The organism is Streptomyces sp. CB02414 (genome assembly GCF_001905385.1).
In the GTDB taxonomy this organism is placed as follows: domain Bacteria; phylum Actinomycetota; class Actinomycetes; order Streptomycetales; family Streptomycetaceae; genus Streptomyces.
Window position 1 is genome coordinate 371,592 of record NZ_LIPF01000001.1, and the last position, 19,756, is coordinate 391,347.

The 19,756-nt window shown below is 73.2% G+C and carries 18 protein-coding genes; 5 read left to right on the top strand and 13 right to left on the bottom strand.

Annotated elements, in window-relative coordinates; genetic code table 11:
* Window positions 1-30: 30 nt before the first annotated feature.
* On the top strand, window positions 31-1,914 hold the full coding sequence (locus AMK11_RS01700; RefSeq protein WP_073722071.1) for an anthranilate synthase family protein: 1,884 nt from the start codon (window positions 31-33) through the stop codon (window positions 1,912-1,914).
* On the opposite strand, the gene AMK11_RS01705 is transcribed toward AMK11_RS01700, so the two are convergent.
* The 5 genes from AMK11_RS01705 to AMK11_RS01725 all read right to left on the bottom strand — a co-directional run bounded on the left by AMK11_RS01705 (window position 1,866) and on the right by AMK11_RS01725 (window position 6,803).
* Entirely contained in the window at window positions 1,866-2,861 is a 996-nt protein-coding gene (locus tag AMK11_RS01705; protein ID WP_073722073.1) for a 2-hydroxyacid dehydrogenase, read from the bottom strand. The genes AMK11_RS01700 and AMK11_RS01705 overlap by 49 nt on opposite strands.
* A gap of 95 nt (window positions 2,862-2,956) precedes the next feature.
* On the bottom strand, window positions 2,957-3,985 hold the full coding sequence (locus AMK11_RS01710; RefSeq protein ID WP_073722075.1) for a 6-phosphofructokinase: 1,029 nt from the start codon (window positions 3,983-3,985) through the stop codon (window positions 2,957-2,959).
* Between the two features lie 57 nt (window positions 3,986-4,042).
* Complete coding sequence (locus AMK11_RS01715; RefSeq protein WP_073723850.1) at window positions 4,043-4,690, bottom strand: response regulator; 648 nt, start codon at window positions 4,688-4,690, stop codon at window positions 4,043-4,045.
* A 22-nt stretch (window positions 4,691-4,712) separates the two neighbouring features.
* Window positions 4,713-5,954: a MacS family sensor histidine kinase gene (gene macS, locus AMK11_RS01720; protein WP_073722077.1), complete on the bottom strand. Its 1,242-nt coding sequence runs from the start codon at window positions 5,952-5,954 to the stop codon at window positions 4,713-4,715.
* Window positions 5,955-6,017: 63 nt separating this feature from the next.
* A complete protein-coding gene (locus AMK11_RS01725; RefSeq protein WP_073723852.1) occupies window positions 6,018-6,803 on the bottom strand; it encodes a lysophospholipid acyltransferase family protein in 786 nt (261 codons plus the stop codon).
* A 192-nt stretch (window positions 6,804-6,995) separates the two neighbouring features.
* Here AMK11_RS01725 and AMK11_RS01730 point away from each other — a divergent pair, with 192 nt between their 5' ends.
* Together AMK11_RS01730 and AMK11_RS01735 are read left to right on the top strand one after the other, a co-directional pair.
* Window positions 6,996-7,799: an alpha/beta hydrolase gene (locus tag AMK11_RS01730; RefSeq protein ID WP_073722079.1), complete on the top strand. Its 804-nt coding sequence runs from the start codon at window positions 6,996-6,998 to the stop codon at window positions 7,797-7,799.
* A complete protein-coding gene (locus AMK11_RS01735) occupies window positions 7,792-8,451 on the top strand; it encodes a hypothetical protein (protein ID WP_073722081.1) in 660 nt (219 codons plus the stop codon). The genes AMK11_RS01730 and AMK11_RS01735 overlap by 8 nt, the downstream gene beginning before the upstream one ends.
* A gap of 14 nt (window positions 8,452-8,465) precedes the next feature.
* Here AMK11_RS01735 and AMK11_RS01740 read toward each other — a convergent pair whose 3' ends face one another.
* The 6 genes from AMK11_RS01740 to AMK11_RS01765 form a co-directional block, all read right to left on the bottom strand.
* Window positions 8,466-9,218 carry an endonuclease/exonuclease/phosphatase family protein gene (locus AMK11_RS01740; protein ID WP_073722083.1) on the bottom strand — a complete coding sequence of 251 codons (753 nt, stop codon included), beginning with the start codon at window positions 9,216-9,218 and terminating at the stop codon, window positions 8,466-8,468.
* A 128-nt stretch (window positions 9,219-9,346) separates the two neighbouring features.
* The gene (locus AMK11_RS01745; protein ID WP_031035803.1) at window positions 9,347-10,300 is read right to left on the bottom strand and encodes an ROK family glucokinase; all 954 of its coding nucleotides are present in this window, start codon (window positions 10,298-10,300) and stop codon (window positions 9,347-9,349) included.
* Between the two features lie 54 nt (window positions 10,301-10,354).
* Window positions 10,355-10,891 (bottom strand): DUF5304 domain-containing protein, encoded by a 537-nt coding sequence (locus AMK11_RS01750; protein WP_073722085.1) that lies wholly within the window; start codon window positions 10,889-10,891, stop codon window positions 10,355-10,357.
* A 56-nt stretch (window positions 10,892-10,947) separates the two neighbouring features.
* Window positions 10,948-12,123, bottom strand: coding sequence for an ArsA family ATPase (locus tag AMK11_RS01755; protein ID WP_073722087.1), 1,176 nt, complete (start codon window positions 12,121-12,123; stop codon window positions 10,948-10,950).
* 159 nt (window positions 12,124-12,282) lie between these two features.
* Window positions 12,283-12,717 carry an SRPBCC family protein gene (locus AMK11_RS01760; protein ID WP_073722089.1) on the bottom strand — a complete coding sequence of 145 codons (435 nt, stop codon included), beginning with the start codon at window positions 12,715-12,717 and terminating at the stop codon, window positions 12,283-12,285.
* Window positions 12,718-12,856: 139 nt separating this feature from the next.
* Entirely contained in the window at window positions 12,857-13,612 is a 756-nt protein-coding gene (locus AMK11_RS01765) for a metallophosphoesterase family protein (protein WP_073722091.1), read from the bottom strand.
* Window positions 13,613-13,976: 364 nt separating this feature from the next.
* Here AMK11_RS01765 and AMK11_RS01770 point away from each other — a divergent pair, with 364 nt between their 5' ends.
* Window positions 13,977-15,773, top strand: a complete 1,797-nt coding sequence (locus tag AMK11_RS01770; protein ID WP_073722093.1) for an AMP-dependent synthetase/ligase — start codon at window positions 13,977-13,979, stop codon at window positions 15,771-15,773.
* Between the two features lie 145 nt (window positions 15,774-15,918).
* Here the strand turns inward: AMK11_RS01770 and AMK11_RS01775 are convergent, their stop codons facing one another.
* Window positions 15,919-17,061, bottom strand: a complete 1,143-nt coding sequence (locus tag AMK11_RS01775; protein WP_073722095.1) for a glycosyltransferase family 4 protein — start codon at window positions 17,059-17,061, stop codon at window positions 15,919-15,921.
* A 130-nt stretch (window positions 17,062-17,191) separates the two neighbouring features.
* On the opposite strand from AMK11_RS01775, the gene AMK11_RS01780 reads away from it, so the two are divergent.
* Entirely contained in the window at window positions 17,192-18,433 is a 1,242-nt protein-coding gene (locus AMK11_RS01780) for a glycosyltransferase family 87 protein (RefSeq protein ID WP_073722097.1), read from the top strand.
* Here AMK11_RS01780 and AMK11_RS01785 read toward each other — a convergent pair.
* Window positions 18,390-19,583 (bottom strand): hypothetical protein, encoded by a 1,194-nt coding sequence (locus AMK11_RS01785; RefSeq protein ID WP_073722099.1) that lies wholly within the window; start codon window positions 19,581-19,583, stop codon window positions 18,390-18,392. The genes AMK11_RS01780 and AMK11_RS01785 overlap by 44 nt on opposite strands.
* Window positions 19,584-19,756: the final 173 nt, after the last annotated feature.

Genomic DNA, 19,756 nt, shown 5'->3' on the forward strand with positions numbered 1-19,756 from the left:
CCGACGAACCGAGAAGGACACGGATCACCCATGACACCGCTCGACGGCCTCCTGGCCGACTCCCGCCCGTTCGCCCTGCTGCGCCGCCGCACCCCGGGCCGCGGTCACGACACCGTGGAACTGCTGCTCGGCCCGGTGACCGAGCACGACAGACTGGCAGACCTGCCGGGCGAGGGGCTGGCCCTGGTCCCCTTCCGGCAGATCCGCGAGCGCGGCTTCGACGTCCGCGACGACGGCACGCCGCTGCTGGTGCTGACCCCCGAGGAGCGGTACGACGTGCCGCTCGCCGACGTCCTCGCCGCCCTCCCCGCGCACGACGTCCGCGTCGAGGGCGGCGGCTTCGACGTCGGTGACGAGGAGTACGCCCAGATCGTCGGGCGGGTGCTGGACGAGGAGATCGGGGCCGGCGAGGGCGCCAACTTCGTGATCCGGCGGACGTACGAGGGCGTGGTCCCCGGGTTCGGGCGGGCCGACGCGCTGGCGCTGTTCCGGCGCCTGCTGGAGGGCGAGCGGGGCGCGTACTGGACGTTCGTCGTGCACACCGGGGACCGGACGCTGGTCGGGGCGAGCCCCGAGGTGCACGTGCGGATGTCCGGCGGGACGGTGGTGATGAACCCGATCAGCGGGACGTACCGCTATCCCGCCGAGGGGCCGACCCCGGAGCACCTGCTGGGATTCCTCGCCGACGGCAAGGAGATCGAGGAGCTGTCGATGGTGGTCGACGAGGAGCTCAAGATGATGTGCACCGTCGGCGACATGGGCGGTGTCGTCGTCGGGCCCCGGCTGAAGGAGATGGCGCACCTCGCACACACCGAGTACGAGCTGCGCGGCAGGTCCTCGCTGGACGTGCGGGAGGTGCTGAAGGAGACGATGTTCGCGGCGACGGTCACCGGGTCGCCGGTGCAGAACGCCTGCCGGGTCATCGAGCGGCACGAGACCGGCGGGCGCGGCTACTACGCGGGCGCGCTGGCGCTGCTGGGGCGGGACGCGGGCGGTGCCCAGACCCTCGACTCCCCCATCCTCATCCGTACCGCCGACATCGACGCGGGCGGGCGGCTGCGGGTGCCGGTCGGCGCCACGCTGGTGCGGGGCTCGGACCCGGCGGGCGAGGTCGCCGAGACCCACGCCAAGGCGGCCGGGGTGCTGGCGGCCCTCGGCGTACGTCCCGCCCGGCCGCGTACGGAGGCAGGGCGGCCGAGGCTGGCCGACGATCCCCGGGTGCGGGCGGCGCTGGACGGCCGCCGGTCCTCGCTGGCGCCGTTCTGGCTGCGGATGCAGGAGCCCTCCGACGCGCTCACCGGGCACGCCCTGGTGGTCGACGCCGAGGACACCTTCACGGCGATGCTCGCGCACGTACTGCGCTCTTCGGGGCTGGCGGTGAGCGTGCGCCGGTACGACGCGGAGGGGCTGCGCGAGGCGGTGCTCGGGCACGAGGGTCCGGTGGTGCTGGGCCCCGGCCCCGGTGATCCGTCCGACCCCGCCGACCCCAAGATGCGTTTCCTGCGCGCCCTGACCGCCGACGTGATCCGGGAGCACCGGCACGGCGTCCTCGGTGTCTGCCTCGGGCACGAGCTGATCGCGGCGGAGCTGGGAATGGACGTCGTCCGCAAGGAGGTGCCGTACCAGGGGGCGCAGACGGAGATCGACCTCTTCGGGCGGCGCGAGACCGTCGGCTTCTACAACAGCTTCACGGCGTGCTGCGACGACGAGGCGGCCCTGGAGCTGGCCGCGCACGGTGTCGAGGTGAGCCGCGCCGCGAACGGTGAGGTGCACGCGCTGCGCGGCGCGGGTTTCGCCGGGGTGCAGTTCCACCCCGAGTCCGTGCTGACGCTGAACGGCGCCGCGATCGTGCGGGAGCTGGTCGGTCAGCTGCGGGGCACGAGCACGTTCTCCGAGCGGCGGCCCTCCAGGTAGTCGAGGACGTTCTTCGCCGTGGCCTCGACGATCTGGCCGACGGCGTCCTCGGTGTAGTACGCCTGGTGGGAGCTGACCAGGACGTTCGGGAAGGTGACGAGGCGGGCCAGGGTGTCGTCGGCGATGGCCTCCAGGGACTTGTCGAGGAAGAACAGGCCCGCCTCCGCCTCGTACACGTCCAGGCCGACGCCGGTGAAGCGGCCCGCGCGCAGCTCGGTGACCAGCGCGGCGGTGTCGATGAGGCCGCCGCGGCTGGAGTTGACCAGGATCGCGTCGTCCCGCATCGACTTCAGGGCGGGCGCGTCGATCAGGTGCCGGGTCTCGGGCATCAGGGGGACGTGCAGGGTGACCAGGTCGGAGCGGGCGAGCAGCTCGTCCTTGGGGACGTAGCGCATGCCCAGTTCCATGCAGGCGGGGTTCTCGGCGACGTCCCAGCCCAGCAGCCGCATGCCGAAGCCGTGGGCGATGCGGGCGAAGGCCTCGCCGATCTTGCCGGTGCCGAGGACGCCGGCGGTGCGGCCGTGCATGTCCCGGCCCATCAGGCCGTCCAGGCGGAAGTCGAAGTCGCGGGTGCGGGTGGAGGCGCGCACGATCCGCCGGTTGACGGCCATGGCGAGGGTCCAGGCGAACTCCGCGACCGAGTACGGCGAGTAGTACGACACCCGGGCGACGGTCATGCCGAGCCGCCCGGCCGTGTCGAGGTCGATGTTGTTGAAGCCGGTGGAGCGCTGGGCCACCATCCGGGTGCCGCCGGCCGCGAGGATCTCCAGGACGGCCGCGCCGAGGTCGGCGTTGACGGACGTGGAGACGATCTCGTGGCCGGCCGCGATGGGGGCGGTGTCCTCGTTGAGGAAGACGTCCAGGCAGCGGATCTCGTCGTGGCCGTGGAAGGCCCGCTCGATCAGGGGCCGCTCGTCGGCCTGGACGCCGAAGGCCAGGATCTCCATGACCGCTCCCGTTCTGCCGCACTCGGGCTGCCGCCGCGCTCGGGCCGTAGCCGGACTCCGGGCCGAATATACGGCGCGGGGCCCACGGCCGCCGGTCAGCCGAAGAAGACCCCGGCCTCCTCGTACAGCGCCGGGTCGACCGTCTTCAGCCGGGCCGTGGCGTCGGCGATCGGGACGCGGACGACGTCCGTGCCGCGCAGGGCGACCATCTTGCCGAAGTCGCCGTCGCGGACGCAGTCGATGGCGTGCAGCCCGAAGCGGGTGGCGAGCCAGCGGTCGAAGGCACTGGGGGTGCCCCCGCGCTGGACGTGGCCGAGGACCGTCGTCCGGGCCTCGTTGCCGGTGCGTTTCTCGATCTCCTTCGCCAGCCACTCCCCCACGCCGGACAGCCGGACGTGCCCGTAGGAGTCCAGCGTCTGGTCCTTGAGCACCATCTCGCCGTCCTTCGGCATCGCCCCCTCGGCGACGACCACGATCGGCGCGTACGACGCCCGGAACCGGGAGGTCACCCAGGCGCACACCTGCTCGGTGTCGAAGCGCTGCTCGGGGATGAGGATGACGTTGGCGCCGCCGGCCAGTCCCGAGTGCAGCGCGATCCAGCCGGCGTGCCGGCCCATGACCTCCACGACCAGCACCCGCATGTGGGACTCGGCGGTGGTGTGCAGCCGGTCGATGGCCTCGGTGGCGATGCCGACGGCGGTGTCGAAGCCGAAGGTGTAGTCGGTGGCGGACAGGTCGTTGTCGATGGTCTTGGGGACGCCGACGCAGGGCACGCCGTACTCGTCGGCGAGGCGGGTGGCGACGCCGAGGGTGTCCTCGCCGCCGATGGTGATGAGGGCCTCGACGCCGAGCTTCGCGAGGTTCTCCTTGATGCGCCGGATGCCGTGCTCGTGCCGGAGCGGGTTGGTGCGCGAGGAGCCGAGGACGGTGCCGCCGCGGGGCAGGATGCCGCGGACGGCCGGGATGTCGAGCGGGACGGTGTCGCCCTCCAGCGGACCGCGCCAGCCGTCCCGGAAGCCGACGAATCCGTAGCCGTACTCCTGTACGCCCTTGCGGACGACGGCCCGGATGACGGCGTTGAGCCCGGGGCAGTCACCGCCTCCGGTCAGTACTCCGACCTTCATCGCGAACTCCCTTGCCACAGCGGGTGGTTCAGGCCACCGCCACTGTCCCGCGCGGGGTCACGCGTCGTCCAGACCCCGTTCTATCGCGTACCGCACCAGTTCCACCCTGTTGTGCAGCTGGAGCTTGCCGAGGGTGTTCTGGACGTGGTTCTGCACGGTGCGGTGGGAGATGACGAGGCGTTCGGCGATCTGCTTGTAGCTCAGGCCCTTGGCGACCAGGCGCAGCACCTCGGTCTCGCGGTCGGTGAGCCGGGGCGCCCCGGGGTCGCCGGTCTCCGCCGCGGGCGCCGGCTCGGAGGCGAGGCGGCGGTACTCGCCGAGGACCAGTCCGGCCAGCCCGGGGGTGAACACCGGGTCGCCGGCGGCCGTGCGGCGCACCGCGTCCTGCAACTCCTCCGTCGAGGCCGACTTCAGCAGGTAGCCGGTCGCGCCGGACTTCACCGCCTCCAGGACGTCGGCGTGCTCGCCGCTCGCGGAGAGCACGAGGACGCGCAGCTTGGGATCGGCGCCGACGACCTCCTTGCAGACCTGGACGCCGGGCTTGCCGGGCAGGTTCAGGTCGAGGACGAGGACGTCGGGGGCGGCGGCCCGGGCGCGGCGTACGGCCTGGTCGCCGTCGCCGGCGGTGGCGACCACGTCGAACCCGGATTCGGCGAGGTCCCGGGCGACGGCGTCGCGCCACATGGGGTGGTCGTCGACCACCATGACCTTGATCGGGTCCTGTCGTTCACTCACGGTCGGCCGCCTTCCCCCGTGCGGCGGTGCCGCCGGTTTCCTTCGGTGTCCTCAGTTCGACCTCGGTGCCCTGCCCGGGCACCGAGATCAGTTCGGCCGTGCCGCCGAGGTCGCGCAGCCGGCCCCGGATCGACAGGGCCACGCCGAGCCGTCCCTCGCCCTCGGCCTCGGCGAGCCGCCCCTCGGGGATGCCGGGGCCCTCGTCGCGGACGGTGACGACCACCTCGCCGGGTTCGTCCTCGACGAGGATCCACGCGCGGGCGTCGGCGCCGACGTGCTTGCGCACGTTGTCCAGCGCGGCCCCCACCGCGGCCGCCAGCTCCCGGGCCGCGGGCGGCGCCAGCAGCACCGGGGCGCCCGGCTCGGCGAGGTTCACCAGGGAGCCGGCGTACGGGGCGAGCAGGGCGCGCAGGTCGACGGGGCCGTCGGGGTCCGTCCCCTCCGGTTCGTCCACCGCGCGGACGAGCGCTCCCTCGGCGGCGTCCTCCGACACGCGGGAGACGGGCACCAGGCCGCCGGAGACCAGGGTGCGCAGGGCGATCTCCTGCTCGCCGGCCAGCCGGCCCAGTTCGGCCGCCTCGCCGCCGATCACGGCGCCGCGCCGCTGCACCATGGCGAGCACCTGGAGCACGCTGTCGTGGATGTCCCGGGCGAGCCGCTCCCGTTCCCTGGTCGCCGCCTCGATCTCCAGGGCGCGGGCGAGGGTGCGCTCGGAGGCGCGGGCGACCTCGACGACGTAGCCGATGGCGATGGAGGCGACCCAGACCAGGATGACGTTGTGGACGGTGTCCCGGGCCGGGGTGCCGCGTTCGATGAGATTGGCGACGGCGACGAGGGTGGAGGCGACGGCCGCCCAGCGCCAGCCGCCCTTGATGGCGAAGGCCAGGACGGAACCGGCGGTCCATATGGACGGCAGGGTCGGGCCGCCGTCCGCGACCCGTTCTGGCGCGTCGGCGAGCGGGGTGATCAGGATTCCGGTGAGCGCGATGGTGAGGTCGGCGGTGAGGAAGCGCTTGGTGCAGCTCGCCGCGCCGGAGACCTTGGGCAGGGTGGCCAGGGTCCAGACGAAGAGGACGGCGTAGTAGGCGACGGCCAGCCAGGGGCGCACGAAGCCGGAGTACGCGGTGGTGAAGAAGCCGATCGCGTACAGCATGGTGAGCACGCGGTAGCCGGCGAGCGCGCGCCACAGCGGCTGCTCGACCGACATCCTCATGACTCTCTCGCGCCTGGCCATGTCCCCCCGTCCCCGGCCCGTACGTCCCGTCCTGCGGACCGCCCTCGCCGGCCGGTCCGGCCGTTACCGGTCTTCGGTCCGGTCCTGCTCGGCCGCCGCCTTCTCCTTGGCGGCCTGTTCCTTCTCCGCCTGGGCGAGCGCGGCCTTCGCCGCCTTGCCCGCCTCCTTCTCGGCCTTCGCCGCCTCCGCGATCTGCCGCTTCATGGCGGTCGCGTACATGTCGACGTACTCCTGGCCGGAGAGCTTCATGATCTCGTACATGACCTCGTCGGTCACCGCGCGGAGCACGAAGCGGTCGTGCTCCATGCCCTGGTAGCGGGTGAAGTCCAGGGGCTCGCCGATGCGGATGCCGGGCCGCATCAGCTTCGGCATCACCTGGCCGGGCGGCTGGATCTTCTCGGTGTCGATCATGGCGACCGGGATGACGGGCGCGCCGGTGGCGAGCGCCACGCGCGCGAGGCCGCCGGGCTTGCCGCGGTAGAGCCGGCCGTCCGGGGAGCGGGTGCCCTCCGGATAGATGCCGAACAGCTCACCGCGCTCCAGGACCTCTATGCCGCTCTTGATGGCCGCCTCACCCGCGCCGCGCGCGCCGGAGCGGTCCACCGGGAGCTGGCCGACGCCCTTGAAGAAGGCCGCGGTGAGCCGCCCCTTCACGCCTGGCGTGTTGAAGTACTCGGCCTTGGCGATGAAGGTCACCTTGCGGTCGAGGACGGCCGGCAGGAAGAACGAGTCGGAGAACGACAGGTGGTTGCTCGCCAGAATGGCGGGGCCGTCGGCCGGAATGTGCTCCAGGCCTTCCACCCAGGGCCGGAAGGCGAGCTTCAGCGAACCCCCGACGGTGACCTTCATCGCGCCGTACAACAACCGAGTGCCTCCTGTGTCTGTGCTGAGACCTTAACCCGGGGCACCGTCAATGGCCCCGACGGCCCTGGTCGGTGTCAGTGCGGTCGCGTACGGTGAAGTACCCGCGAGTACCGCACACGCATCCATCGCATACGACGGTCCGGCTGTGCCGGCCCCCTGACGACAGGAGACCGAGACGTGCCGGTCCTGCCCGGAGCCGAGCCGTTCCGCCATGAGGGCGGGGAGGTCGGCGTCCTCCTCTGTCACGGCTTCACCGGTTCCCCGCAGTCCCTGCGCCCCTGGGCCCGCCACCTCGCCGAGCACGGTCTGACCGTCGCGCTGCCGCTGCTGCCCGGGCACGGCACCCGCTGGCAGGACATGCAGGTCACCGGCTGGCAGGACTGGTACGCGGAGGTGGACCGCGAGCTGCGTGCCCTGCGGGAGCGCTGCGCGCGCGTCTTCGTGGCCGGCCTGTCGATGGGCGGCGCGCTGGCCCTGCGGCTCGCCGCCAGGCACGGGGACGCGGTGTCGGGCGTCATGGTCGTCAACCCGGCGAACCGGATGCACGGCGTGGCCCAGCACGCCCTGCCGGTCCTGCGCCACCTCGTGCCCGCGACGAAGGGCATCGCCAGCGACATCGCCAAGCCGCTCAGCACCGAGCTGGGGTACGACAGGGTGCCGCTGCACGCGGCGCACTCGCTGCGCGCGTTCTTCCGGCTGGCCGACCGGGATCTGCCGCAGGTGACGCAGCCGCTGCTGCTGCTGCGCAGTCCGCAGGACCACGTGGTGCCGCCGGCCGACTCGGCCCGCATCCTCGGCCGCGTCTCGTCGACGGACGTGACGGAGGTCCTGCTGGAACAGAGCTACCACGTGGCGACGTTGGACCACGACGCGGACCGGATCTTCGCTCAGAGCGTCGCGTTCATCGGCCGGCTCGCGCCCGGCTCCGTCGGGGAGCCGGAACCCGGTCTCGGCAAGGAAGGGACGACCACAGGTGGCTGAGCACGAGTCCGGCCGCGCGGACCGCGAGGAGCACGGCGAGCGCGAGGACCGGGACCTGGAGCGGACGCCGGGGCACGAGGAGGGGCGGGAGCGCGCGGCCGAGCGCACCCCCGCGGACGCGGCCGTCCCCCTGGACGAGGACGCCGCCTGGGCCGCGATCGTCGCCGGGTACGGGGACGAGCCGCCGGACCCGCCGGGCGCGAAGCCGTTCAAGTCGGTGGAGGACCTGGCGCTGCTGGAGGCCGAGACCAACGACGACCGGCCCGAGACCGACCGGACCACGCCGGACCAGCCCGCCTCGGCCCGGCCGCTGGGCAGCTCCGTCGCCTTCGCCCCCGGAGTGGCCGGCCCGCGCGACCACAGCCTGTCCGAGCCCTCGGAGGACGATCTCGGCGAGGACGACGAGGGCCACTTCGTACCGCCGGAGCCGCCGCCGCTGCCCGAGGGCGACACCACCGCGAAGTTCGCCTGGCTGGGTGTGCTCGGCGGGCCGGTGCTGCTCCTGCTGGCGGTGGTGCTGGGCTGGGACATGACCTGGTGGCTGACGACGGTGAGCGTCGGCGGCTTCCTCGGCGGCTTCGCCACGCTGGTGACGCGGATGCGCACGGGGGACGAGGACGACGACGATCCAGGGCGGGGTGCGGTGGTCTAGCTGCCGCTGGCTGGTCAGGCCTCGGACGCCGGTACGCGGAGGGCGGTCAGGACCGGGAGGTGGTCCGTGGCCGCCCTCAGGTCGTGCTCGGCGACCCCGGGCAGGCCCAGCGGCACTCCGCAGCCCAGCACCTCGATGCCCTCCGTGACGAAGACCGCGTCGATGCGCCGGTCGGGGCCGGTGGCGGGGAAGGTGCACTCGCTGCCCCAGGGCGCGGCCGTCCAGCAGTCCCGCAGCCCGTCGCCGAGCCGCCGGAAGGTACGGCCGCCCGGACGCTCGTTCAGGTCGCCGCCGGCCACGGCGTGGGTCACGCCCATCCCGGCCAGTCGGCCGAGGAGCAGGCCGGCCTGCTCGTTCCGCTCTTCCGCCTCCAGGGAGAGGTGGCAGCTCAGGACGCCGATGCGGGCCCCGCCGATCCGCACGACGGCGGTGGCGAGGCCGCGGCGGTGCCGGCCGGGGGTGAGCGGGAGCAGCACGTCCTCGGTGCGCTCGACGGTGGCGCGCAGGGAGCACAGCAGCGCGGGGCCGGCGGCGGTGGCGCCGCCGGAGAGGTGTACGAGGTCGGCGGCGCGGGCGAGACGGGTGAGCTTCTTGCGCCAGCGGAAGAAGCGGGGGGCTTCCTGGAGGAGGACGAGGTCGGGGTCGCAGGCGGCGATGACGCGGGCGAGGGCGGCGGTGTCGTCGCGCATCGAGCGGATGTTGTAGCTGAGGACCCGGATGACGGCGGAACCGTCGGGTTCCGTGCGGGAGTTGGGGAGCGGCTCCATGTGGATCAATGTACGCCCAAGAGCTCGGGGCGCGGGGAGCGTGGGCGACTGCCGGTTCGTCGTGGCTTGTCGCGCAGTTCCCCGCGCCCCTTGAGGTCGGCGCAGTCCCCAGTACCGGGGAGTGATCGTCACATGATGGGGTCGGGTTCCCTGGCCAGGTCTGCGGCGCCGACGAGGCCGGCCTTGTTGCCGAGCTGGGCGGCGACGACGTCGGCGACCGGGCGCCAGTTGCCGCCGACCAGCCACCGCTTGTAGGACTTGCGGATCGGGTCGAGGACCAGGTCGCCCTCGTCGGAGAGGCCGCCGCCGACGATGAAGGCGGACGGGTCGAAGAGCGAGGCCAGGTCGGCGAGTCCGGCGCCGGCCCAGCGGGCCAGCTCGCGGTAGGAGTCGACGGCGACCGGGCAGCCCTGGCGGGCGGCGACGGAGATGTGCTTGCCCTCGATGCCGTCGGGGGTGCCGTCGCCGAGCGCGAGCAGCACCTCGGCACGCTCCGGGGTGGCGTTGGCGCGCTGCTTGGCGTACCTGACCAGCGCCCGGCCCGACGCGTACTGCTCCCAGCAGCCCTGCGAGCCGCAGCCGCACAGCAGGCCGTCCGGCACCATGCGGATGTGGCCGAACTCGGCGGCCACACCGAAGTGGCCGCGGCGCAGCTTGTTGCCGATGATGATGCCGCCGCCGAGGCCGGTGCCGAGGGTGATGCAGATGACGTTGCGGTGGCCCTTGCCGCCGCCGAACTTGTACTCGCCCCAGGCCGCGGCGTTGGCGTCGTTCTCCACGACGACCGGGAGGCCGACGCGGGCCTCGACCTTCTCCTTCAGCGGCTCCTGGCGCCAGTCGATGTTGGGCGCGAAGTAGACCGTGGAGCGCTGGCGGTTGACGTATCCGGCGGCACCGATGCCCACGCCGACGATCTCGTGCCCCACGCGCGCGCCCTCCACCGCCGAGGCGATGGCGTCCACGATGGCCTCGGGCGTGGTGGGGGTCGGCACCTTGTGGGTCGAGAGGATGTTGCCTTCCTCGTCGACCACGCCGGCCGCGATCTTCGTGCCGCCGATGTCGACGCCGATGGTGAGTCCCATGAATCCCTCAGTTCGGTCGAGCCCCGCTATGGCCAACCGTACCCGAGGCAGGGCTCAGTCCAGGTCGATGCGCTGTCCCGGGCCGGTGCCCTCGTCGCCGTCGTCCCGGCCGTCGTCGCCGCGTCCGTCCTGGTCGCGGGGGTCGCTCGGGTCCTTGGACGCGGTGTCCCGGGCGGTCCAGCGGCGCTCCTGGTTCTGGACGGCGGAGCGGTAGGCGGCGAGGAGTTCACCGCCGGCGGCCGCGAGGTGGTCGAAGACGTCCGGGTTGCGCTCGATGACCGGTTCGACGGCGGCCTTCGCCTGCTGGACGACCTGCCGGACCACCTGCTGGGCGGCGGGGCCGGCGACCTGGCCGAGCAGGGGGCTCTGGAGGCCGGACAGCTTGTCCGCGACGGTGTCGACGAGCCGGCGCAGTTCCTCGGCGGCCGAGCCGGGGGGCGGGCCGTACTCGGCGCGGCGGCGGGTCTTCTCCGCCTCCAGGTCCTCGGCGCACGCCGTCGCCCAGGCGTCGGCGTCGGTGGCCCGCACCTCGTCGACCGCGTCGGCCTCGTCGGGGCGGGCGGCCTCGGACGGGGGGAGCTCTTCGCTCATGACGGACTCCTGACTACGGTTCGTCCTTACGACGTTACCCGAACGGGCGAGGCGGATCAGCGTCCCTGCGGCCACAGCCGCGGGTCCGGCGCGAACCGTACGGCGAGGGTGCCCTCCCGCAGGGCGGCGCCGTCGACGGTGCAGCGGCGCAGCGCCGACGGCAGCGGGACGATCCGGCGGAACGGTCCGGCGGTGACGACCAGTTCGTCGCCGCGGCGGACCAGGTCGAGTTCGTCGCGTACGGCGCCGGACAGCGGGATGTGCCAGACGAGGAAGCCGTCGTCGGCCAGCCGGTCGGTGACGGGCCACTCGACCGGGGCGGCGTCCGCGTTGACGGCGGGGGCGTCGAGCGCGGCGAGGTCGTCCGTGCCGCGCGGGTCGCGTCCCAGGTGGGCGACGGTGCGGACGTCGTACGTGCCCTGCCACTCCGCCAGCGTCTTGCGCTGCTGGGCGAGGGGGCCGGCGAGCCAGCTGCCGGCCGGTGCCTCCTCCTCGGGCAGGGCCCGGTTGGCGACCAGCAGGTCGGGGCGCAGGCCGCGCAGGGCGAGGCCGAGGGCGGCGGTGCGGACGGCGTCGGCACCAGCGGGGCCGGGCTCGGCGACCAGTCGTACGACGGTGTTCCGGTCGGCGACGACGGCGTCGGCGGCGGCGAGTTCCAGGTCCCAGCGGGCGGCGGCCTCGTACAGCGCCTCGGCGGGCATGGGGACGCCGGCCAGCCGGCCGAGGACGGGGCGCAGGGCGCGGGCGGCCTGCCGCTCGGGCGGGAGCAGGCGGCGCAGGTAGCGGCGCAGTTCCTCGGGGAGGGCGAGCAGGGCGAGGGCCCGGGGCGCGGGCGGGAGGTCGACGACGAGGAGGTCGCGGGCCTCGGCGAGGGCGGCGTCGCGCAGGGCGCGCAGCAGGGCGAGTTCGTCGGCGCCGGGCAGGGGGGTCAGCTCTTCGGGGTCGAGGCGGGACGCGCCCAGCAGGCCGAGGGCGGAGGCGGCGCGGTCCTGGAGGTTGGCGAGGTCGTCGCGGAAGCCCTGGGCCGGGTCGGGTCGGCGGACGGTGAGGCCGGGTTCGACGGTGACCGGTTCCGGGCCGGTGCGCACCCCGAGCGCGGCGCCGAGGGTGTCGTCGCGGTCGGCGCCGAGGAGGAGCGTGCGGGTGCCCTGGCGGGCGGCGGCGAGCGCGGTGGCGGCGGCGACGGTGGTACGGCCACTGCCGCCGGGGCCGGTGATCAGGATGGTGCGCATGGGGGTGAACGGTACCTGGGGGCTCCGCCGGTTGGGCTCGTTGACCGGGTAAGTGCGCGGCCCGGCGCTACGGGGTGCCGCTGCGCCCACCCGTGCCGCCCTGGGGGTACCTCCCAGGCCGTTCAGGCACTGGGGGAGGCACGATTGCCCGCAGCTGGGTTACTTCGACTCCACGCGCTTCTTCAGGCCCGCCAGGGCGCGGTCGATGATGACCTTTTCCGCCTTGCGCTTGATCATGCCGAGCATCGGGATCTTGACGTCGACCGTGAGGCGGTAGGTGACCTCCGTGCCCGTGCCCGCCGACTTGAGCAGGTAGGAGCCGTCGAGGGAGCGCAGCATCTGGGACTTGACCAGGGTCCAGGAGACCTCGTGCTCACCGGTCCAGGTGTAGGCGAGGGTCTGGTCGTCCTTGATCGCCCCGGCGTCCATGACGAGCCGGACCTGCTCGGCACGCCCCTGCGCGTCGGAGGCGAGCACCTCGGCCTCCTTCACCTCGCCGGTCCAGTCCGGGTAGCGGGCGAAGTCGGCGATCACCGACATGACGTCGGCCGGTGCCGCCTCGATGGTGATGCTCGAGCTGGTGTGTTCCGCCATCGCCGTGGCTCCTGTCGGATGCGGGCCGCTACTGAGGTCGTCGTGCGCCCGTGGCGCGCACGTGTGTGCCGCGTGAAGGCTATCGCGCACGGACGGCGCGGTTGTCACCACCTGCCCGCGCACCGCTGGTCACGGGCCCTCACCACTCCAGCGCCCACGGCCTCCCCGTCGAGGCGAAGTGCCCGACGTTCACGCACTCGGTCGACCCGATCCGCATCCGCCGCACCAGCGGTTGGTGCACGTGCCCGAAGAGGGCGTAACGGGGCCGGGTGCGCCGGATCGCGTCCAGCAGCGCGCGGCTGCCGCGCTCGAAGCGCCGCGCCACCGTGTCGTAGACCAGTTCCGGGACCTCCGGCGGGATGTGGGTGCACAGCACGTCCACCTCGCCGACGGCCTCTACCTTGGCGGCGTACTCCTCGTCGCTGATCTCGAACGGCGTCCGCATCGGGGTGCGCAGTCCGCCGCCGACGAAGCCGAAGACCCGGCCGCCGATCTCGACCCGCTCCCCGTCGAGCACGGTGGTGCCGGGCCCGGCGTACTCGGGCCACAGGCCCGGCATGTCGACGTTGCCGTAGGTGGCGTACGTCGGTGTGGGGAACGCGGCGAACATCTCGGCGTACTGCCGGCGCACCGCCTCCTCGATCAGCGCCGCCCGGTCCCCGCCGACGCCGGCCCACAGCCGCGCCCCGAGCTCCCGTGCCTCGGCGAAGCGGCGGGCGGTGCGCAGCTCGACGATGCGGTCGGCGTTCGCGACGCCGAAGAGGTCGGGGAAGATGCCGCGCGAGTGGTCGGCGTAGTCGAGGAAGAGGACGAGGTCGCCGAGGCAGATGACGGCGTCGGCGCCGTCGCCGGCCCTGGCCAGGTCGCGGGCGTTGCCGTGGACGTCGCTGACCACGTGGACGCGTGTCCTCGTGTTACCGGGCGGTGTGGGTGCCATGACGATCAAGCGTAAGCAGCGCGTGCCTCTTGTGAACAGTGGCGGTCGGACCTGCGGTTACTGGCTGGTCGGTCGGTATGTCGACTACTGTGCGCGAAGGAAACCCCATCCGTGTGACGCAGCGAACATCTCGCGGGGACCCCCTGTCGGAGAGGCCATACCGGCGGGTAACGTCCGGGCAGTCCAGTCGTGCTCTGGATTTCAACATGTGAATTCCGCAAGGAATCCCGCATGAGTCGTCCGGAGCGCTTGCCCGAGCCTTGGACCGCACCGTCGCATCACACAGTGTCGTGGCGCCGGCGCCCTATGAGGAGCAGCAGTCTTGCGCGAGTTCAGCCTTCCGGCTTTGTACGAGGTCCCTTCGGACGGAAACCTGACCGACATCGTCCGCCGAAACGCCGCGCAGCACCCGGACGTCGCCGTCATCTCCCGCAAGGCGGGCGGCGCCTGGCAGGACGTGACCGCCCGCGCCTTCCTCGCCGAGGTGCAGTCCGCCGCGAAGGGCCTCATCGCCTCCGGCGTGCAGCCGGGCGACCGGGTCGGGCTGATGTCCCGTACGCGCTACGAGTGGACGCTGCTGGACTTCGCGATCTGGAGCGCGGGCGCGATCACCGTGCCGGTGTACGAGACCAGCTCGCCCGAGCAGGTGCAGTGGATCCTCAGCGACTCGGGCGCCACCGCGTGCGTCGTGGAGTCCGCCGGGCACGCCGCCTCCGTCGAGTCGGTGCGCGAGCAGCTGCCCGCCCTCAAGAACGTCTGGCAGATCGACGCCGGTGCCGTGGAGGAGCTGGGACGCCTGGGCCAGGACGTCACGGACCAGGCCGTCGAGGAGCGCGGCTCGATCGCCAAGGCCGACGACCCGGCGACCATCGTCTACACCTCCGGCACCACCGGCCGCCCCAAGGGCTGCGTGCTCACCCACCGCAGCTTCTTCGCCGAGTGCGGGAACGTGGTGGAGCGGCTGCGTCCGCTCTTCCGCACCGGTGAGTGCTCGGTCCTGCTCTTCCTCCCGCTCGCCCACGTCTTCGGCCGCCTCGTCCAGGTCGCGCCGATGATCGCGCCGATCAAGCTGGGCTGCGTCCCGGACATCAAGAACCTCACCGACGAGCTGGCCGCCTTCCGGCCGACGCTGATCCTCGGGGTGCCGCGCGTCTTCGAGAAGGTCTACAACTCGGCGCGCGCCAAGGCGCAGGCCGACGGCAAGGGCAAGATCTTCGACAAGGCCGCGGACACGGCGATCGCGTACAGCAAGGCGCTGGACACGCCGTCCGGCCCGTCCCTCGGGCTGAAGATCAAGCACAAGGTCTTCGACAAGCTCGTCTACGGCAAGCTCCGCACGGTCCTCGGCGGGCGCGGCGAGTACGCCATCTCCGGCGGCGCCCCGCTCGGCGAGCGGCTCGGTCACTTCTTCCGCGGCATCGGCTTCACGGTGCTGGAGGGCTACGGCCTGACCGAGTCCTGCGCGGCCACCGCCTTCAACCCCTGGGACCGGCAGAAGATCGGCACGGTCGGCCAGCCGCTGCCGGGCTCCGTGGTGCGCATCGCGGACGACGGGGAGGTGCTGCTGCACGGCGAGCACCTGTTCAAGGAGTACTGGAACAACCCGGGTGCGACCGCCGAGGCGCTGGCGGACGGCTGGTTCCACACCGGGGACATCGGCACCCTCGACGAGGACGGCTACCTGCGGATCACGGGCCGCAAGAAGGAGATCATCGTCACCGCGGGCGGCAAGAACGTCGCCCCGGCCGTGATCGAGGACCGCATCCGCGCGCACGCGCTGGTCGCGGAGTGCATGGTCGTCGGCGACGGGCGGCCGTTCGTGGGTGCGCTGGTCACCATCGACGAGGAGTTCCTCGGCCGCTGGTGCGCGGACCACGGGAAGCCGGCCGGCTCGACCGCGGTGTCGCTGCGCCAGGACGCGGATCTGCTCGCGGCGATCCAGGACGCGATCGACGACGGGAACTCGGCGGTGTCCAAGGCGGAGTCGGTGCGGAAGTTCCGGGTGCTGTCGGCTCAGTTCACCGAGGAGTCGGGGCACTTGACGCCTTCGCTGAAATTGAAGCGGAGTGTTGTGGCGAAGGATTACGCGGACGAGATCGAGGCGATTTACGCCAAGTAGGGGCGCCTTCTGGGGTGCCGGGTGCGGTTCGTCGGCGGCTTTCCGTCCGTCGTGGCTGGTCGCGCCCACGCGGCGGAGCCGCACAATGTCACAGCCCCGCGCCCCTGGGCGGCATGCCCTCCCCGGCCCTGCGAAGGCACCTTCGTTACAGCAGCGCCTTCAGGTGCTCCGCCAGCAGGTCCCAGCGCCACTTCTCCTCGACCCAGGCGCGGCCGCGCTCGCCCATCCTGCGTCGCAGCTCCGGGTCGGCGAGGAGGGTGGTGACGCGGTCGGCGGTCTGCTCCTCGGAGTCACCGCGCACCACCCACCCGGTCTCGCCGTCGAGCACCGCGTCGGGGGCGCCGCCCGAGTCGCCGGCGACGACGGGCAGGCCGGTCGCGGAGGCCTCCAGGTAGACGATGCCCAGGCCCTCCACGTCGAGGCCGTTCCGGCGGGTGCGGCAGGGCATGGCGAAGACGTCCCCGGCGCCGTAGTGCGCGGGGAGTTCGGACCAGGGGACGGCGCCGGTGAAGTGGACGGAGGCGGCGACGCCGGTGTCCTCGGCGAGGCGGCGCAGGTCCTTCTCGTAGGGGCCGCCGCCGACGATCAGCAGGACGGCGTCCGGCTCGGCGGCGAGGATGCGCGGCATCGACCGGATCAGCGTGTCCTGGCCCTTGCGGGGCACCAGCCGCGAGACGCAGACGACGACCGGGCGGTCGGTCAGGCCCAGCCGGGCCCGGACCTCGTCGCCGCCGCTGGCGGGGTGGAAGGTCTTCTCGTCCACGCCGGGCGGCAGCTGCACCATCCGTGCGGCCGCCTCGGGCGTGAGCGCGCCCGCGATCCGGGAGCGCGTGTACTCGCCGAGGTAGGTGATCGTGTCCGTGGACTCCCCGATCCGGCGCAGCAGTTGCCGGGCGGCGGGCAGCTGGGCCCAGCCCGCCTCGTGGCCGTGGGTGGTGGCGACGAGGCGTTCGGCGCCCGCCTTGCGCAGTGCCGGGGCCATCAGACCGAGGGGCGCGGCCGCACCGAACCACACCGAGGTGCACCCGTGCTCGCGCAGCAGCCGGACGGCCGTACGGGTCGCGCCCGGCGTGGGCAGCAGCATCGTGGTGCGGTCGCGTACGACGGTGAAGGGCTGCTCGGCGTCGAAGGCGGCGGTGGCCTCGACGCCCTCGCGGCTCCGCTTCCAGGTGGAGGCGTAGACGACGAGCCGCTCGGGGTCCAGCCGTAGCGCCATGTTGTGCAGGAAGGCCTGGATGCCGCCCGGCCGGGGCGGGAAGTCGTTCGTCACGATCAAGGTCTTGCGCACGCCGCCGACCCTACCGAACCGCCCGAGCGGGCCCGGGCCCGGCCGCGTACTGTGGCATCCGCACAGGTGTCCGGGTCATCATGGCCGCACGGCAGGGCACGCGGAGGACCGGGGACCGGGCAGGGAGCACGTGGAGACGACGGATGCGAGGCGGCCCGCGGTGTGGCTGCTCACGGCCTGGGGCGCCACGCGGCTGGTCCTGCTGCTGTTCGTGCTGAAGGTGTGGGTCTTCCCGGGGCCGGACGTCACCAGTGACGTGTCCGTCATCTACTGGAACTGGTACGAGATCCTGCGTACCGGAACGTTTCCTCTGGACGACGTCACCTGGCAGTACCCGCCGGTCGCGGCCCTCGCGATCCTCTCCCCCGCGCTGCTGCCCTTCCTGGAGTACGCGACGGCCTTCTTCGTCCTGGCCTGCCTCGCCGACCTGGCCGTGCTCGCCCTGCTGTGGCACGCGGGCCGTGGGTCCGGGCGTTCGCCGCGCGGGGCGTGGGTGTGGGTGGTGGGCGTACCACTGCTCGGTCCGACGGTGTACGCCCGCTACGACGTGATGGTGACGGCCGTCGCGGTGGCGGCGCTGCTGGCCGCGGGCCGGCATCCGCGGGCTGCGGGTGTCCTGGTGGGGCTGGGGGCGATGCTGAAGGTGTGGCCGGCGCTGGTGCTGCTCGGGATGCGCGGGCGTGCGCGCTGGGCCGCCGCGGCGCTGAGCGCGGCCGGGCTGGCGGTGGTGTTCGCCGTGTCGATGCCGGGGGCGTTCGCGTTCGTCACGTTCCAGCGCGACCGGGGCACCGAGGTGGAGTCGCTGGGCGCGCTGGTCTTCCACGTGGCCCGGCAGTTCGGCTGGGACGGCGAGGTGCTGCTGAACTACGGCTCGGTCGAGTTCCTGGGGCCGTACGTGGGCACGGTGAGCAAGGTGGCGCTGGCGCTGACCGCCCTGGCGTTCGGCTGGCTGCTGCTGTGGCGGCTGGCGGCCTCCCGGTTCGCGGCGCACACGGCGGCGGACGCGGCGTTCGTGGCGGTGCTGATGTTCACGGTCACCAGCCGGGTGATAAGCCCGCAGTACATGGTGTGGCTGATCGGCCTGGCGGCGGTCTGCCTGTGCTTCCGGGCGAGCCGGATGCGCCTGCCGGTCGTCATGGTGCTGGTGGCGAGCCTGGTGACGGTGCTGGAGTTCCCGCTGTACTTCGCGGAGGTCGTGGCGAGCGATCCGCTCGGCGTCACGCTGCTGTTCGTCCGCAACGGCCTGCTGGTGGCCGCCGCGCTCCTCGCGGCCCGCGTCCTGTGGCGCGACACGGTCTCGCGCGGGCGGGCCAAGAAGCGGGGCCGGCTCAGCCCAGCTCCGTCCGCAGATACTCCCGCCACCGCGCCGTGAACTCCTCGGGCGCCGTGCCGAGCACCTCGCGCATCGCGTCCTCCACGGCGCCCGCCCGCCGGTCGTGCGCGCCGACGGCGCGGTAGAAGGCGTCCAGCCGGTCCTCGCCCCACTGGTCGGCGATCATCAGGCAGGCCAGCCAGCCGCTCTCGTAGGCGCGGGCCAGTCGGTCGGCGTCGGCGGTGAAGCCGAAGTCATCGTCGGCCGGCAGGTCCGCGGGCATCCGTCCCTCGGACACCGCGCGGGCCAGTTCGGGGGCGGCCTGGGCGGGGGTGCGGCCGCTGTCGCGGTAGCCGGCCCAGTCGGCGTAGCCCTCGGAGAGCCACAGCGGGGTGGCGGCGGTGGTGTCGGCGCGGGTGGCGACGTGGGTGGTCTCGTGGGTGAGGACGACCTGTTTGCCGAGGGTGCCGAGGAGCCCGTACGCGTCGGGGTTGACGATGATCCGGTCGGCGGGGGCGCGCTCCCGGCCGCCGGTCTCGCCGGTGGTGACCGCGGCGATGCCCCGGTAGGAGGAGGCCGGTGAGCCGAGCAGGCCGGCCATCGCCTCCAGCGACTCGGGGACGAGTACGACGACCCGCCGGGCCCAGTCGCCGTCCCAGGCGTCCGACACGGCCGGCACCGCCCGGTCGGCCAGGTCCGCGAAGCCACGCAGCGCCTCGGTGGACTGGCCCACGCCGAGCACGAGGCTGTGGGTGCCCCGCACGACCCGGACCGCCCCCTGGTCCCACGGCTGCTGGCCGGACTTCTCCGCGGGCCGGTCGGACTCGACGGACCACCGGCCGTCCGCGCCGTCCCGGTCCAGCCGCACCGTGCGCCGGGTGGTGACGGGGCCCCGGTCGTAGCCGTCGAGCTGGTAGTTCAGCTCGACGTCCGCGGTGGCCGTGTCGCCGGTGCGGTCCACGTCGGTGACGCGGTACGACCACGCGGTCAGCGGTACCGCGGCGAGGTTGTCGAAGGAGTCCGTGTCGCCGGTACGGGCGTACGCGGACCGGTCGTGGCCGAGGACGGCGGCGGCCCGCCGGTCCAGCACCCGCTGCACCTCGGTGCGGACCGGGTCGGCGGTGGTCCGGCCGCCGCAGGCCACGAGGGACACGAGCAGGAGGCACAGCGCCACCACCGAGGAACCCGACACCCGCCTACGACCAGCCACCTTCCCGATCGTACGGGCGCCGGGCCGCGGGGGACGGTGGACGGGAGAACCCGAAGGAGAACCAGGGAGAACCGGAAGAGCCGCAGGCACACGCCCCGACACCTCCGTCAGCGGCCCGCTCGCCGGTGCGCCAAGACCGACAGCCCGCCCGCCGGACCGCGCGACACCACCGA